At 32.0% G+C, this 16,167-nt stretch carries 16 protein-coding genes and 2 pseudogenes; 7 read left to right on the top strand and 11 right to left on the bottom strand.

All coding sequences use genetic code 11. The features are described 5' to 3' along the window. Positions 1–31 precede the first annotated feature (31 nt). A complete protein-coding gene (locus AAHN00_RS07415; protein WP_342272544.1) occupies positions 32–634 on the bottom strand; it encodes a transposase in 603 nt (200 codons plus the stop codon). A 64-nt stretch (positions 635–698) separates the two neighbouring features. Here AAHN00_RS07415 and AAHN00_RS07410 point away from each other — a divergent pair, with 64 nt between their 5' ends. Next, on the top strand, positions 699–1,124 hold the full coding sequence (locus tag AAHN00_RS07410) for a hypothetical protein (protein WP_342271098.1): 426 nt from the start codon (positions 699–701) through the stop codon (positions 1,122–1,124). 14 nt (positions 1,125–1,138) lie between these two features. Then, complete coding sequence (tnpB, locus tag AAHN00_RS07405) at positions 1,139–1,465, top strand: IS66 family insertion sequence element accessory protein TnpB (protein ID WP_342272613.1); 327 nt, start codon at positions 1,139–1,141, stop codon at positions 1,463–1,465. Here tnpB and AAHN00_RS07400 read toward each other — a convergent pair. The 4 genes from AAHN00_RS07400 to AAHN00_RS07385 all read right to left on the bottom strand — a co-directional run bounded on the left by AAHN00_RS07400 (position 1,462) and on the right by AAHN00_RS07385 (position 4,981). Next, positions 1,462–2,658, bottom strand: a complete 1,197-nt coding sequence (locus AAHN00_RS07400) for an IS66 family transposase (protein ID WP_342270935.1) — start codon at positions 2,656–2,658, stop codon at positions 1,462–1,464. The two genes, tnpB and AAHN00_RS07400, sit on opposite strands and share 4 nt — an antisense overlap. 215 nt (positions 2,659–2,873) lie before the next feature. Then, positions 2,874–3,107, bottom strand: a complete 234-nt coding sequence (locus tag AAHN00_RS07395; protein WP_342271086.1) for a hypothetical protein — start codon at positions 3,105–3,107, stop codon at positions 2,874–2,876. A gap of 277 nt (positions 3,108–3,384) precedes the next feature. Continuing rightward, positions 3,385–3,810 (bottom strand): hypothetical protein, encoded by a 426-nt coding sequence (locus AAHN00_RS07390; RefSeq protein ID WP_342272543.1) that lies wholly within the window; start codon positions 3,808–3,810, stop codon positions 3,385–3,387. Between the two features lie 91 nt (positions 3,811–3,901). Beyond that, positions 3,902–4,981 (bottom strand): IS4 family transposase, encoded by a 1,080-nt coding sequence (locus tag AAHN00_RS07385; protein WP_342272542.1) that lies wholly within the window; start codon positions 4,979–4,981, stop codon positions 3,902–3,904. A 102-nt stretch (positions 4,982–5,083) separates the two neighbouring features. On the opposite strand from AAHN00_RS07385, the pseudogene AAHN00_RS07380 reads away from it, so the two are divergent. Next, a pseudogene (locus AAHN00_RS07380) lies at positions 5,084–5,356 on the top strand (integrase core domain-containing protein); the annotation flags it as partial. Between the two features lie 123 nt (positions 5,357–5,479). On the opposite strand, the gene AAHN00_RS07375 reads toward AAHN00_RS07380, so the two are convergent. Together AAHN00_RS07375 and AAHN00_RS07370 are read right to left on the bottom strand one after the other, a co-directional pair. Next, positions 5,480–6,379, bottom strand: coding sequence for an Rpn family recombination-promoting nuclease/putative transposase (locus tag AAHN00_RS07375; RefSeq protein WP_342272541.1), 900 nt, complete (start codon positions 6,377–6,379; stop codon positions 5,480–5,482). Positions 6,380–7,529: 1,150 nt separating this feature from the next. After that, positions 7,530–8,231 (bottom strand): hypothetical protein, encoded by a 702-nt coding sequence (locus AAHN00_RS07370; RefSeq protein WP_342272540.1) that lies wholly within the window; start codon positions 8,229–8,231, stop codon positions 7,530–7,532. A 78-nt stretch (positions 8,232–8,309) separates the two neighbouring features. Here AAHN00_RS07370 and AAHN00_RS07365 point away from each other — a divergent pair, with 78 nt between their 5' ends. The 4 genes and pseudogenes from AAHN00_RS07365 to AAHN00_RS07350 form a co-directional block, all read left to right on the top strand. Next, complete coding sequence (locus AAHN00_RS07365; protein WP_342270937.1) at positions 8,310–8,600, top strand: transposase; 291 nt, start codon at positions 8,310–8,312, stop codon at positions 8,598–8,600. Between the two features lie 59 nt (positions 8,601–8,659). Next, positions 8,660–8,971 (top strand): IS3 family transposase, encoded by a 312-nt coding sequence (locus tag AAHN00_RS07360; RefSeq protein ID WP_342272539.1) that lies wholly within the window; start codon positions 8,660–8,662, stop codon positions 8,969–8,971. Between the two features lie 30 nt (positions 8,972–9,001). Then, positions 9,002–10,216 carry an IS256 family transposase gene (locus tag AAHN00_RS07355; RefSeq protein WP_342270921.1) on the top strand — a complete coding sequence of 405 codons (1,215 nt, stop codon included), beginning with the start codon at positions 9,002–9,004 and terminating at the stop codon, positions 10,214–10,216. A gap of 39 nt (positions 10,217–10,255) precedes the next feature. Beyond that, positions 10,256–10,795 (top strand): annotated as a pseudogene (locus tag AAHN00_RS07350) (IS3 family transposase); the annotation flags it as partial. Here the strand turns inward: AAHN00_RS07350 and AAHN00_RS07345 are convergent. The 4 genes from AAHN00_RS07345 to AAHN00_RS07330 are packed head-to-tail and all read right to left on the bottom strand — an operon-like array spanning position 10,792 to position 15,934. Then, positions 10,792–11,229, bottom strand: a complete 438-nt coding sequence (locus tag AAHN00_RS07345) for a hypothetical protein (protein WP_342272538.1) — start codon at positions 11,227–11,229, stop codon at positions 10,792–10,794. The pseudogene AAHN00_RS07350 and the gene AAHN00_RS07345 overlap by 4 nt on opposite strands. Further along, on the bottom strand, positions 11,220–12,068 hold the full coding sequence (locus AAHN00_RS07340) for an IS3 family transposase (RefSeq protein ID WP_342272570.1): 849 nt from the start codon (positions 12,066–12,068) through the stop codon (positions 11,220–11,222). The genes AAHN00_RS07345 and AAHN00_RS07340 overlap by 10 nt, the downstream gene beginning before the upstream one ends. A gap of 11 nt (positions 12,069–12,079) precedes the next feature. After that, positions 12,080–12,370: a transposase gene (locus tag AAHN00_RS07335; protein WP_342270937.1), complete on the bottom strand. Its 291-nt coding sequence runs from the start codon at positions 12,368–12,370 to the stop codon at positions 12,080–12,082. A gap of 18 nt (positions 12,371–12,388) precedes the next feature. Next, on the bottom strand, positions 12,389–15,934 hold the full coding sequence (locus tag AAHN00_RS07330) for a hypothetical protein (RefSeq protein ID WP_342272537.1): 3,546 nt from the start codon (positions 15,932–15,934) through the stop codon (positions 12,389–12,391). Positions 15,935–16,167 lie beyond the last annotated feature (233 nt).

The following is a 16,167-nucleotide window of genomic DNA, read 5'->3' as shown; positions in this document are numbered from 1 at the left end:
CAACTTACACAAACTATAGGACAGACTCCAGTTAGCAAAATTGCGAATCAGCTAAAAGGCATCTAATGTTGTTCTGAATTGATGTTTTTATAACTTCCCAAGTTTGTTGATATAAAGTAATTTTTTCATTTATCCTCCTTTTGTTCATATCGAGCCAAGCAAATACAGCAAGGCAAATATGATTTCTCTGAGCTCGACCCGTGCGTGCCTGACAGCGTTCAATACCACAAGTTTGTTTTAATTCTCGATGATAAACTTCTATAGACCACCGTGCCTTAACAATTTTCTCTATTTGTTCACGTGTTGGATTTTCTAAGTTAGTTGTTATGTAATCAATGCGACCATTTTTTGCCACAAACTTAAATACCGTAACCCAACCGTATCCACGTAGGTGAATTTTTAGTCCCTCATCAGGAATCTCTAAACTTTCTAAGCTAACATTATGATTAACTTTTCTATTTTTTCTTAGGTTACTAACCCATGTCCAACCTAAATTACGTATATGTTTCAAATTCTCCAAACCGCTATACCACGCATCCATTACTACTGCATCAGGATTGATCCCTCTTTCCTTAGCTAAAGTAAGCATATCACAAAAATGCTCATTCTTTGTTTTTCCGTATACCTGCAGCAAAACTGCATAACTTTATCTAATGTTTTTGCTAGTATGAATTTTTTATACATTTGGGTTTCATACTATGCAAATACCATCAATTACTATTGAGCAAGTAGCTCAGCAATTTAAAGCCTGGCGTCAAACTAAAACTAATAAGTTTGATCCTATACCAAACCATCTAAAGGAATTAGTTTACCAATTACTCCATCATTATTCTTACCAAGAGATAGCTAAACATCTTAATATTAATAAAGCAACAATCAGTTCAATTAAAAAAGCCCATGAGCCTACCCTCAAAACTTCTCCTGTCTCAACTTCAAATCAAGCTCTACAACAAAATATTAATTTTCTCCCATTTCAACTATTAAATTCTATAGATACCGATCCTGTAGCTGCCCCCAAACAAAATCACTATATTTGTCACATTATTAAACCAAATGGTACCAAACTTATTATCCAAACACTAGAACCAAAAACCATAATTCAGACATTTTTATGCTGTAACTAACCCCGGCGTCAGTTATTTTTGTTGCCACTATTGCCATCGATTTTCGCAAGGGTATCGATGGCTTAATCGCTGTTTGTAGACAAAAACTTTCTTCTGACCCTCTTAATGGTTCCTTGTTTTTATTCTATAATAAAAACAGAACTGCCATTAAAATTTTGTCCTTTGACGGTCAAGGCTTTTGGCTATGCTCTAAACGCCTATCCAAAGGTAAATTTACCGCAAAACTTTTCCCATCTGATAATTCATCTTATCAAATTTGTTATAGAACCTTACACATTCTTATTCATAATGGTGATCCTAGTTCTGCCAAATTCTCTAATGATTGGCTTCCTGTCGTTTAAGCTGCTGTCTCGATTAATTCCGTATTATTCATATATCTTGCATAGGCAAAAGGCGTATAATTCGCAGGACGCTTCTTTGCTTTGCTACTCTGCTCTTGTAGCCAATTTAAATATTTAAAGGCATTGATCTCGTTCTCACTACAAGTCTTTACTATACTATACAAACCACTATGTATCTCAGCACTATTGATTGTTTTAAAGAATAATGAATTCTTCCTTTGTAAAATAATGGTACGCAGTGATCTCTCAGCCCAATTATTATCAAGATTGCTAACTGGGATTTTTAAAAATTGGGTCAAACCTTCTTTATTATTTATCCAATATTTCATAGCTTGTCCAAGCCTACTATTAGGCTCAACTTTCTTGTCGTTAAATAATTCGTCTATTTTGTTATATATGTTTTCTATATATTTACTGCTATGTTCCTGATGATACCCAAGTTTTTCTTCAGGACTCATCTCTTTACATTGATGTTCATTGTGGTAAATCCCTCGTGTTTGTTTGAGAAAATATCCGCATTCTTCAGGGTAATATAGTTCATTCTCTGTAAATTTTCTCTGACCATGTGACAAACAATTGATCATCACTATTATTGCCAGTAATTCTTGATCTGCTTCTGATAATACCGGGTTATTATTGTTACTTGCGTCAGTCATTAATTGGATAGAATCTGTTCTATTCTTACGATTCTTTAGTACGTTACCTATATTTTCTCCACCATGCCTATTACCGGTAAAATATAAAACTATCACCTCATTATTTGCAGTCTTAGCACATATTGTAGTAGTATAACAGCTGCGTCCTTTCTTATTTTGAGTACGTAATTTCTTATTGGCTATAGTAATTTCTAAAATCCTAGCTCTAGTATCATCAAGGTTCAGTGAACTACATTCGGCAGCCATTTCCAATAATACCCCGTAAATTTCAGCTCCACCACCTTCTTGCCAAACATCTAAATATTGTTGCCAGAGCGAGCTATATGCCACAGGAACACCACTTAAACTTTGCAGCCTAGATAAACGGTAGAAAGGAGTACCATAGGTCTTTTGTAACACTATTGCACTTCTGCTACTATTTGTCCATTTGTTGATATTTTTATTGTTCATAACTATATAATCACAAGCATTACAACGTAGCGTTTTCTTTACATATCTGTTGACTGTAATTGGAGCATTACCTGTAAATTGTAGCAATTTTCTAGCTTCACTATTATATAGTTTGCCATTACAACAGTGAGGACAGCTATCACCACTACAAAAATTCTCAGGAGTTAAATAGCTGGTATTCGCATCCTTATAATCATCAAACCCATATTTACCTTGCCAATTACTACGATCTATCTTTTTGGGCTTATCGCACTCTTCTTCATTACCACCATTCCCCTTATCAGATTCACTTGGCGGTTCTTTTAATGAATCTGAACTATCTTTTTTTTGTTATCTGCCTTAAAACCAATCAGCATTTCCTTAAGCTTATTTATACTGATATTTGATGATGCTAGCTTGTCTATTAGCTCATTACAAAATTTCACAAGTTCTACTATCGTTTGCTGTTCATCTCCCGTTAATGAACTGTCCTTGACATGTTGTATTAGTTCTTCTCGTTCTTCAGCACTTAAGGTCGCTACTTTTGGTTTTTTCATTTGATTAATTATCATTATTATTAATATTTCAAATGTTATAATATAATTGGTACTTTTTCAACTAGTTTTTATTACAAAACTTACGCTATGTTATCTCAAGTATGACTAAAAACCTTGGCTGAAAGCCATTTTTTCATAGTAAAGAATTTTAATAATATCTCAGTACAAAGCCACTTATCATAAAACATAGCGTAAGTTTTGATTAATCGGTGATATTTGCATAGTAGAAACCCAAATTTATACAATAAATTCATACTAGCAAAAAAATTAGATAGTGTTACGCAGTTTTGCTGCAAGTATACGTTTTTCCATCAGTTTCTTTATCATATATTCTATAATCTACAGGGGTAGATTGATCAGTTTTAGCATTGTAATGCAGTAAGTTGACCATCCCTATACCAGGTATAACATCATGTACAGCTCCAGAATATTGATAATGTACAAGCTCAATTTTCTTACTGTATTGCTTTGACAATAACGTGTCATCTCCCACTAATAAACAAGAAGCTTCCCTATCAATATATTTTGACACTTCTCTGTAGATCCCGCTAGGGCGGAAATCCTTACTATTTAACCATCGACTTGCACTATCATGAGATAGGTTTATTGGACTTACTTCAGATAATGCTTTACCACTATATCTTACGCTACTTGCTTGTAAAAATGATTTATATAAGTCTTTGCTACATTTTGATCTTGCCATGCTTAACTAAAACTCTTTCTTGCTAGATTAACATATTTTTTGCTAAGTGCGAAACTCCTGGGGATATGTGAGAGGTCATAGTACCCCACAGTTATTGTTGAAGTTGAAAAGCAATCATAATGTGTTTTCGTAGTAATGAAAACAACATAGCAGGGGTATCACTTAACGAGTTATAAAAATAATCTTTTATCCAATCAAATCCATAAGTAAATAATGAGTATAATTTACGACCATGTTTTTTGATCTTTATAGGATAAATTTTGTTCTTAATGTCACCAGCAAGCACGCAAATAGCTAAGGATAAAGATACTATTGCAAATAGTTTTTCTAGCTTTTTTTGATCTGTAATGTGGGTATCTTCAATATTAAATCCAGATGACTTGAGAGACAGAAAAGATCGCTCAATGCTCCACCTCTGCTTATATGCTAGCAAAGCACATTCACCAATAAGGACATTACTAGCAATAAATAGTTGCTCTCTTTCTAATTGCAAACAAGTTATTTTAATTGCCATACCATTGTAAATTTTGCTTTCTATAGTTTTAGTGTTACCTATTTGCATATCGGCAAAACATTTATTCAACTTCATCTTGCCACCGTTGAAATGCTTGACTTTCTCGCTTTTTCTTAGCCTAATAGCAAAAGGTAATTTTTGGATTCCACCCATATATTGCAACCATTCTTCCCCAACAAATTCCCGATCGGCAAGGATAAGCTCTATCATTTCCTTAGGTATAATTGTTAAAATTTGCTCAATCAATTTCTTTCTTTCATTAGTAGAAGAGTTGCCTTTTTTATCAAGTAACAACCATGCTATAGAAATTGAAATATTACCATAAACAATGGTTGCAACAAAAAAATTCAAATTTTTAATACCAAATTGCCAGCTGGTTCTATCTATGGCAAGGCTAATTTTACCTGTTAGACAGAGCAATTTAACAATAATTTTTCCTAAACTTATAAAGCACATATTTTGTTCTAAAAGCAAACGCTCAACTTTAACAATCTTGGCATGCAAATTGCCTTTAGAAGCGACATACAGTGCTAATTCTTTGATTCTCACAGTTTTAGCTTTTACTACTGCACAAATTAATTCTGCAAATGTTTTAATTCGTGCTGGGTGCCAATCTAAAAATATGTATAATATTTGGTATAGTGATTGAGAGTCCATTAATACCTCCTGTTGCTTATTCTCAGCGGAGATTAGTTACTCTCAGTCACTTATTCAATTTATTATTTTAACCCTCCTGTAAAATCTGTGGGGTACTATGGTGAGAGGTTTCATAAAACCATGAAAAATGAGTTTTATGATACTGCAATGCGTAAAAAGATTTACAATTCACTTTTTGAATTGCAAAAAGATCTTGATACCTGGTTACATTATTATAATAACGAACGCCCTCATTCCGGCAAGTATTGCTATGGTAAAACTCCAATGCAAACCTTTAAAGATAGTAAAAAATTAGCGTTTGAAAAAAATAATGATATCTTGTATCTTGAACACTTATCTGACAGTCAAAATTTATCTGACAATCTAATAAGTTAATTTATGGGGTCTGTAAGATCAAATCTTGACTTCTACAAAAAGATAAGTCGTAATTTTATCTTATATTTCTGTTGTAACAAGCTCTATAAATCACACATAAAAAATAGGAGATGCTTCCCTTTCTTATTGTATCTGTATATTTAATAATTCCTTGATTTCCTTAATATACATACCTGTCATCTTAGCAATTGACTCCACAGAATTGCCATTCTGTAACAGTATCTTTACCAATTCAGCTTTACCTTCAGCTTTACCTTCAGCTTTACCTTCAGCTTTAGCAGTTTCTATTAGGTAATCTTCTGCTGCTTTATTATCCATGATACGTTTAGTTTCTTGCTCGTAAGTTAACAATTCTTTTTCCGTCCAGTTAAACTGGTTTAATTCTTCATAAGCTCTCTCTATTACTTGATCTGATCCTATGATCTTACGTAAGTCGGATTCACTTGTTTCATCTGCGTGCTTAAAGAAATAACACCACTTCTCGATTATGTTGGTCAGTAAATTTATATCTGTGATTTTAAACTTCGGTAGCTCAATAAAAGTAAAAGAAAAATCCTTTAAATCATGGGCATAGCTATCTTTATCCAAAATAATATGATCAGACTTATAGAATACTTTGTCTTTAAATATAATATTATCGCTAATAGCAATAAATATTATAGCCTTTAAATCTATATATCTAGCTCCTTCTTTCTTACCTTTATTTAACTGCCGTGAATAGGCTTTTGCTGCATAATATTGTGCTCGCTTCTCAAATCCTTCTTGCGGAGATACCTGCATCTCAATAATTAGCTGCACTCCATTTTCATCTTTACATAACACATCTACTATGCTTTGCTTCTTTGAAGCAATCTCTGGTTCTTGAATAGTAGGTAAAAATGTTACTTCTTTGATTCTATCATTACCTTTCAGCTCTAGCACATCATTAATGAAATGAATAAGAATATCTTTATTTTTCTCCGAGCCAAATATACGGCGAAAGGCAATATCATTTTTAGGATCGAGAAACTTAGTAATAGCCATAAATAGTAATTTATTGAAGAGGTGTTATAGTTTTACATGTTACTCATTATACCATAAAACTCACAAACTACTAAATATTAAATAATCTAGTTTATAGGTAAATTTTTTATTTGATAAATCATAAATTCTAATAATCCTAGTTTTGGTTTTATTATTTTTTGATTCAAATTCATTTGAACCTCCATTTAACAATTTATTTATTTTATCAAATGTAAGTTAAATCTCAATTACTTCAGTTAATATCAAATCATTCCTTTACACTTCCAATTCAGCAATTGCAAATATGACATTATAGATACATAGAGAAATTTTAGCATTGCGACCCACTCAACTTTAAGACGAATAATCTATTTTTTTGTTAAAGATTTGTATGTATTTTCTTGAATTCTATAAATATTTTTATACAAACTTATCATAATTCACGTTATTGTAATCAATTTGGTAAAAATCAACGGTTAGCAATAAATAAGTCTATTGCTCTAGAAAAAGCTTTTGATAGGTCGAATCTATATTGGCGGGACTCTGTAATCTCGTTTGCCAGCTAATATCTCCCATAACATTTCCATTGATTCAAAGAAAAAAAGATCTACTAAACTTCTTATTCGTTCCCATAACGACCCTAATCTACCAAATTGCTCCCTCATTTCTTGAAATAATTTATCAACTAATTGGTGTATTTGATGAATAGTAAATGCTAACAAAGTGAAATTGTAGAAATTATAACATAGATTCTTAGAACCATGACCGTAATTATGTTCTATATTATAACCATGATTCTTTAAGCTATTAAATTCATTCTCTATTTTCCAACGTGCTCTTGCTCCGTCTATTATTGTTTTAGCATTATCTGAGGTGATTTCTAGATCAGTAATCCATTTACCATAATACTGACTTTTATTGTCCCACTTTGGGAGAAAAACCCCGCACTTGCAGTGCGTCGTTTCAACATAAATTTTAAATATCTTATCAAGAAAAGAAAAGATAAGATAAGATATTTTTTAACAAAATCTTACACTTCACAGATATATTCTTTTTGTGTTGTGACACTTTCTAAATGAGCCATACACAAATAGTTTCTAACTTTTAAGTTAGTACATACATGAGGCATTCATGCCGTAATATTAAGCTCTGCACTTGCAGTGCAGAGTGGTTAACTACTACCATCTTTCTGCGGCACTAGCTCCCATGCCTCTATATAATTTGTTCTTACCTTAGTGCTATTAAATAATTCAACATCATTAACCCATTCAATTATCAATTTGTTCTTTCTAAGGCTCAATGTCTCTATCTTTGATTTATCTACAGATTGAACATTATCCATTAATGTCTTATGATTATTGGGTTTTACTTTAAAAATATAATTAGCTTTATGATCACGAATTGTTTCTATCACTGGAGTTGTTGCATATAACGCATCAGCATTGATTATTATCCCTAATTTATCATGATCCTTTCTAAATCTTGTCAAAAATCTGTTGAAAGCATTGCTCTCACAATCCTCTTTCTCGTCACCATCTTGTACACGAATTTCCTCAGGCATTACTGGTATTACTTGTCGTAACCCAAATTTTACAATAGCCCCTTGTAATACTTGATGACAATGATATTGGTTATTTTTATGCCCTCTAATTAGGCAACGTTTACAACTCACTTTATCAGAGCTGTAATATTGTGTACCATCAACATTTAATAAGTATTTACCAGGAAATATTTGATATTGTTCTAGATACTTCCCTCGTTGTAATTTACTAAATAATTCTTTGAAAATAGGTCTAAACGCTACATCACTATCTACTTGGTCTATTACGTTCCTCATCCCCTGATCGCTAGGAAGCGATTGTACTGTAAACATGCTACGCAGATTATTGATGTGGTTATAGTTTTCCGGACAGTTAATAGGAGACAATATTAACAGAAAGGAAGTACAAAAATGACTAATAGCAAACCAAAGGTTTATCCGGCTGAATTTAAAGAGTCAGCAGTTAAATTAGCAATTGAGTCCAAGCGACCTGTGTCACAAACAGCTAAAGAGTTAGGTATTACTAGAAATACTCTATATACTTGGGTAGATAAATATTCCAAACCTAAAGAATCAATAATGCGAACAGATGAACATCTCTATGATGAATTAAAAAGATTAAAGAAAGATTTAGCTAGGGTAACGCAGGAGCGTGATCTATTAAAAAAGGCTGCCGCGTACTTTGCGAAAGAGTCCCAATAAAGTACGCATGGATAAAGAAGCATAAAGGTGATTTTTCAACTGCGATTATGTGCAAATTTATGAAAGTATCACGTAGTGGCTATTATGAATGGTTAACTACCCCTGAATGCAATAGGGACAAAGAAGATAATGCTTTAACCTGTAAGATTAAAACAATTTTTCAAGAAGGTAGAAGGAATTATGGATCTAGACCCATTAAAAAGGAACTATCTAGACACGGTATAATTGTTAGTCGGAAGCGGATTGCAAGGCTAATGAATGAAGCTGGTTTAGTATGTAAAAGCAAACATAAATTTAAAGCAACTACTGATTCTAGTCATAATAAGCGGCTCTGTACAAATAAGTGTGTAAATTTTTCAAAGGTTATATAAAAATATAATATAACAAAAGGAGAAATTATAATGCACCAAAAACAAAATGAAGCAATGAATCAAGCGATAGATTTATTAATAAATAATGATACAGATATATCAACATTACTTAAAGAGGATGGTTTATTAAAACAATTAACCAAACGGCTTGTAGAGAAGGCATTGCAGTCAGAGATGAATAATCATTTAGGATATGATAAATATTGTCATACTGATAGTGATAATGTTCGTAATGGTAGGAATGTAAAGAATCTAGTAACAAATAATGGAGTTGTAGAGATTGAGGTTCCAAGGGATAGAAGTAGTACATTTGAACCTGCATTAATTCCGAAGCGTCAAAGACGTATTGAAGGATTTGATGATAAAATAATATCATTATACGCTAAAGGAATGAGCTTATCTGATATTAAGATTCAAATGCAAGAATTGTATGGAGCTGACGTTAGCGAAAGTTTGATAAGTCAAATTACTGATGATGTAATTGAGGATGTCAAGATATGGCAAAGCCGACCATTGGATCGAGTATATGCTATAGTATTTTTTGACTGTTTAGTAGTAAAAGTACGTCAAGATAAACGAATTATCAATAAGTCTGTATATGTAGCATTAGGTATTGATTTATCTGGAAGGAAGGATATTTTAGGATTGTGGATCAGTGAAAATGAAGGAGCGAAATTTTGGCTTGGTAATTTTACTGAGATGAAGAACAGAGGTATGCAAGACATGCTTATTGCTTGCAGTGATAATTTAACCGGTATGTCTGAGGCAATAGAAGCAGTTTTTCCGAAAACCGAACATCAATTATGTATTGTACATCAGATTAGAAATAGTTTAAAATATGTATCATATAAAGACCGAAAAGAATTAGCGGCTGATTTAAAGCCTATATATACTGCTAGCACAGAGGAAGAAGCACATCTTGCTTTAGAATCTTTTGAAGCTAAATGGAGTAAACAGTATCCACAAATTGCTAAATCTTGGTATGTTCATTGGGAAAATTTAATGGTTTTTCTAGGATACCCTGAGGCGATAAGGAAAGTAATATACACAACTAATAGTGTAGAATCTGTCAATAGCCAATTACGTAAGGTTACTAAGAATAAACGGGTTTTTCCAAATGATAATGCCGTTTTTAAGACCTTGTATTTGGCAATTGATTATATGACCAAGAAATGGGTTATGCCGATTCCAAACTGGAACGCAGCTATGGCTCACTTTTTGATAAAATTTGAAGGTAGAATTTAAGCCCTATGAAAAATTTACACACTTAATTAGAAAGGCTCTAATAAGCAAGTTGCTCCTAATTTATTGGATAGAAAGTTCAAGGTCTATGCTGCTAATTGTTATTGGGTTGGGGACATCACATATGTTCCAACTGAAGAAGGTTGGCTGTACTTAGCAACCGTTATTGATCTATTTTCTAGGAAAATTATAGGGTGGTCAATGAATAGTAACATGAAAGCTGATTTAGTTAATAATGCTCTGCTAATGGCAATATGGCAACGTAAACCACCTAAAGGACTTATTTGGCATACTGATAGAGGTAGTCAATATTGTTCTGATAGCCATTCAAAACTTACAAAACAACATGGTATTATACAGAGTATGAGCGGTAAAGGAAATTGTTGGGATAATGCTGTTGCTGAAAGCTTTTTTCACACTATAAAAACAGAACTAATTTATCAATATAAATTTAAAACTAGGGAGGAAGCAAAATATGCCATATTTGAATATATAGAAGTATTTTATAATCGTATAAGGATGCATTCAACTAATGACTATCTATCACCTGTACAATACGAGAAAATGCAAAAATGTGCCTAACAAACTGTCCGGAAAACTGTTGACAGATCACTTACACAAATTAAATGATTGACTCCTGTGCGTTCCTCATATGGAATCATGCCTCTAACTTGTATATTGCTTGTGTTACCACTGATAAATACAATATATCCTGCAGAGAGCTTTCTATTAAAAAACATTATACTTGTGGATATAGTATTATCATCTAATTCAAAAGAGCTAGTACCCTCTAGGTAATAGTGACTAACTATACGTTTGCTATCATCATTTAATATAAAACTATGATTTGTATTACCAAATAATCCAATCTGATCTGGATAAGGTTTATGATATATTTGGGCGATAACAACATATGGATTAGTGACATTAGCATTATTTAATTGATCTAGCCTATTTAATCCTTCTTTAGTAAAATGATCTGTCAACAGTTTTCCGGACAGTTTGTTTAGGCACATTTTTGCATTTTCTCGTATTGTACAGGTGATAGATAGTCATTAGTTGAATGCATCCTTATACGATTATAAAATACTTCTATATATTCAAATATGGCATATTTTGCTTCCTCCCTAGTTTTAAATTTATATTGATAAATTAGTTCTGTTTTTATAGTGTGAAAAAAGCTTTCAGCAACAGCATTATCCCAACAATTTCCTTTACCGCTCATACTCTGTATAATACCATGTTGTTTTGTAAGTTTTGAATGGCTATCAGAACAATATTGACTACCTCTATCAGTATGCCAAATAAGTCCTTTAGGTGGTTTACGTTGCCATATTGCCATTAGCAGAGCATTATTAACTAAATCAGCTTTCATGTTACTATTCATTGACCACCCTATAATTTTCCTAGAAAATAGATCAATAACGGTTGCTAAGTACAGCCAACCTTCTTCAGTTGGAACATATGTGATGTCCCCAACCCAATAACAATTAGCAGCATAGACCTTGAACTTTCTATCCAATAAATTAGGAGCAACTTGCTTATTATGACTAGAATCAGTAGTTGCTTTAAATTTATGTTTGCTTTTACATACTAAACCAGCTTCATTCATTAGCCTTGCAATCCGCTTCCGACTAACAATTATACCGTGTCTAGATAGTTCCTTTTTAATGGGTCTAGATCCATAATTCCTTCTACCTTCTTGAAAAATTGTTTTAATCTTACAGGTTAAAGCATTATCTTCTTTGTCCCTATTGCATTCAGGGGTAGTTAACCATTCATAATAGCCACTACGTGATACTTTCATAAATTTGCACATAATCGCAGTTGAAAAATCACCTTTATGCTTCTTTATCCATGCGTACTTTATTGGGACTCTTTCGCAAAGTACGCGGCAGCCTTTTTTAATAGATCACGCTCCTGCGTTACCCTAGCTAAATCTTTCTTTAATCTTTTTAATTCATCATAGAGATGTTCATCTGTTCGCATTATTGATTCTTTAGGTTTGGAATATTTATCTACCCAAGTATATAGAGTATTTCTAGTAATACCTAACTCTTTAGCTGTTTGTGACACAGGTCGCTTGGACTCAATTGCTAATTTAACTGCTGACTCTTTAAATTCAGCCGGATAAACCTTTGGTTTGCTATTAGTCATTTTTGTACTTCCTTTCTGTTAATATTGTCTCCTATTAACTGTCCGGAAAACTATAACCACATCAAAATGTAATTTCATATCTCCTTCATTAGGATCAAAATTAACATAAATAGATTGTTGCTCTGTACTATTATTGTTACCATACAGTGCTGCAAGACCACCACCAGATATTTGTAATGCAGCAGTGTCAACACAATTGTTGTTTTGTTCATCACTAATTACAGAAGAAATTCTCTTATAACCAGAGTTCTTTTCTAAAAAAACATTATCCTCCATACAGAAACGACTATTTTGAGGCTTAAACTCAATCACAGTATTTCCTACCTGAGGTGTATCATATAACATTTTAGGTACTTTTATTATTACTAAACTATAACTAGTATTTGTTTGAGCACTCAATCTATCGACTAAAGATAGGTTAAGATCAACTAATTGTCTTTCTGTAAGTATTGATTGTAACTTATCTTGCTCAAATCCTAAATTCATTAAAAATGCTTCGCCAAATGAAATATCTAAGTGATACTGCTTACGTAAGGATATTGCTCCATAAACTAATTGTTCTGCCATCAACCCTACCCATAATGGACCAAGTTCTAATCCAAATAGCTCTGCAACCATTAATCCTATGGTAAAATATTGCTCTTCTAATTGATGTTTGATAATACCGGCTTCTTCTGAATCAGCAGGCAAATTATTTAATTGTTTCTGTAATTCTATAATTGAATGAATTGTTAATATCTTAAATATAGGACTTGTTATTGGTAATTTTTTAAGTAATGCTATTCTACTTTCAGGTAATACTGATCCCAACTTACTTATTAGTGAATCATACATCTTATTAAAAGCCATATCTCCTAACATCATTTCACCAGTTTTTTGTAATCCTTCAAAATTACCAGTGTTCATTGATCTAATGATATCAGGTAAGAAAAATAATGTTTGACTAGTTATCCCAAGTTCATGAGAACGTTTTGAGGCAATAGAATAAAGCTCTTTCACATTTTTTAGTGCTGATTCTTTTAATTCAGATGAAATTTCTAGATTTTTTATCATTTCTTTTTCAAGGACTGACCAAGATAAATCAGATAAATCTTTAATAGTAATAGATTCTGATATTTTTAACTTGTTGCTAATCTCATTGTGGTAAGAATGTAGTAAACTTTTTGTACTTTCTGGCATATTATTAAGATATGCAGTATCTACCCGGAAATTATGCTGCTTTGCTAAATCTACTAAAGATTTACTTGCTTGTGGATCTAAAGATGATAAGACATTATGTAATTCCTCTACTCTAATAGAAATTTTTCCTGAATATTGAGCAAAAAAGCTCTCATGCAATGCCTTAAGTTCCGGTACTTTACCATCTAAAAAGAATAACTCTCTTACCACTTTTGCTGGTATTCCCTGTATGTTTGAGAAAGATCCTTTATCAAGTAATACTAAATCAGAAACAACTTGATCAGGATTCCAGAATTTAGTTTGCTTTATCTTATTAGTAATTTCCTCTGGTACATTTTGTTTTAAAGTAAACAAATCATATTCTATACTATTACTACGCCATTTAAAAAATGCTTCGGCATATAATTCTATATCTGTAAACCTTACTCTTTCTTTGGTTTGAAAGCTTTGTCTATAATTTAAATCTGGACTATATATTTGATAGCGATTGCCATCATATGATACTAATAAGGAATGTTTACCATTATCAAATAACCAAGCACGACTTGATGAATCAATTTCTGCTCCTACTAAATCTAATACCGTATCTTTAGGATATGTATTACAGAAGTCTTGTGCTTCCTGATAATGAGTTTGTAATAATTCCTGTTCTCGTAAACTATGGTTTATTTCTCCTTCACTAATTATATCTCCTATATTTGCTATATAAGTAAGGACATTGTCCAGCATCATGTTTGGAGTAGTGGGTTCTGGATGCTCTAAAGCTACAAGATATGCTATTTGCGAATATAGTCTTGCATTAATTTTAGAAGATTCTGCGACATTTTTTTCCAATGGTTCATATGGAAATATCTCTTCAGTTTTCTCTTCTTGACATAGATCACGTTTAAGACGTTTCTTACTAGAAGTACGAGTAGAACAACCAGAGGCAAATGCTTGCAAATTTATATTATCTCTATGTTCCTCTAGATCTTCTAAATTAAACTTTACTTTTTTTATAGGTGAATCACCACCATCTATTCCTTTCCTCTTTAATATACCACTCGTATCAGCTTGCTCTCCAATACTTACTACTTGATCTAAAATACTCTTATGTGTTTTTTCATATTCTATAGAAGATTCACTCATTATCTCTTCTATATCATTATCTTCAACCTTACAAGGAGCATTACATTCGATACTTAGTTTTATTACTTCTATTAGGTTGTTTAAATATACATTAGTAGTAGACTGATGCTCAAGAAACCAATCAGGTAAATCGTCAACTTTTATTGATACTATACTTAATTCTGGTGTTTTTTTTAATTCATCACGAAATGAACCTGAGATAGAACCTACAATAGGTAACACTTTAATCTGATTTTTATTATTTTTATTAAATAATTTTAACATTATTACAGAAGATACACGTGATTGATCATCTGCTCTTTCTATTACAACATAAAATTTATCATTCAATATTACTTTATCTTTAGTTTCCCATATTAATTGTTGTTTCAAATTATCTACACAATTATGATATTGATCTGGAGCATCTATTAAATAAACCTGTTCTATATCTTTTTGTGGTAAATAATGTTGAAGTATTAGTTTAATTTTATCAGATGTGTATTCAATTTTAATTGGCTCTTTCTCTAAACTTTCTATTGCAACATCAACATCTTCATCTCTTCCTGGTGAAAGAGCACCAGATGCAGAACTTTGATCAGATTCACTATGATCAGACCCTGAATCTACTGTCTCAGGATTGCTTGCTATATATTCACTTAACTTATTCTTTAAACTCTGTTTTTGTTTTCTAGTTAATTGTTGCTTTGAATCAATTATCTGCTCACCAAATTTCTGCCTATTAAAAAACTCTTCTTTAAATGATTTATAGTCATTTGACCCATTACTATCTAAGAATGAACGCAATCCTAGATTTTCATCCACATTCTCCAGTAATGAAAACCATACTTTAAATAATCTTCTTGCATCACTGACAACAACTCCAAGCCTTTTAGAAGTTAATTGATTTTCATTAGGTAAATCTATAGATTTACAATATTCAGGTAGTATCTCATTAATTTTTTCCTTTAAATTATAAATTGATTGTATTTCTTCCTTCTTCAGGCTTTTGATTAATTCACTAAACTGTTTATTTATTTTCTTTATTAAATTGCCCTCTGCTCCATAAGCTGTAGCTTCCTTTACTGCTCTAAAAGTAGCCTCAGCTCTGGTATTCCACTCATAAAATATAAAGGGTATAATATATTTCTCAATTATAGATAACTTCTGATCTAAAGTTTTACTATCAAAACTAGATATTTTATCTTTTATCCAGTCAAATTCTGAAGTGTGTTGTGGATTTCTCTGCTGTTGAGGATTTGATGCACTATCTTGCAAATATTTTCCATATTGGTGTAGTAAATTCTTGACCGTATTTTCTGTAAGCTCTTTGTTTTTGAGATTTTTCTCTAAAGATTTAAGGAATGTGGATACAGGAACAGTATGATTGTCTTGTTTATTACCACTTCCATTTCTTCTGATTGATACTTTATCGATAGTTGCTTGTTCATTAACTTCTATATCTATATTAAGATTACTAATACCATATAATTTTATTATTCTAAGTCCAT

This window comes from Candidatus Tisiphia endosymbiont of Parasteatoda lunata, assembly GCF_964030955.1.
Lineage (GTDB): Bacteria > Pseudomonadota > Alphaproteobacteria > Rickettsiales > Rickettsiaceae > Tisiphia.
The sequence above is the reverse complement of the archived record's forward strand: the minus strand, read 5'-3'. Positions and strand labels throughout refer to the sequence as shown.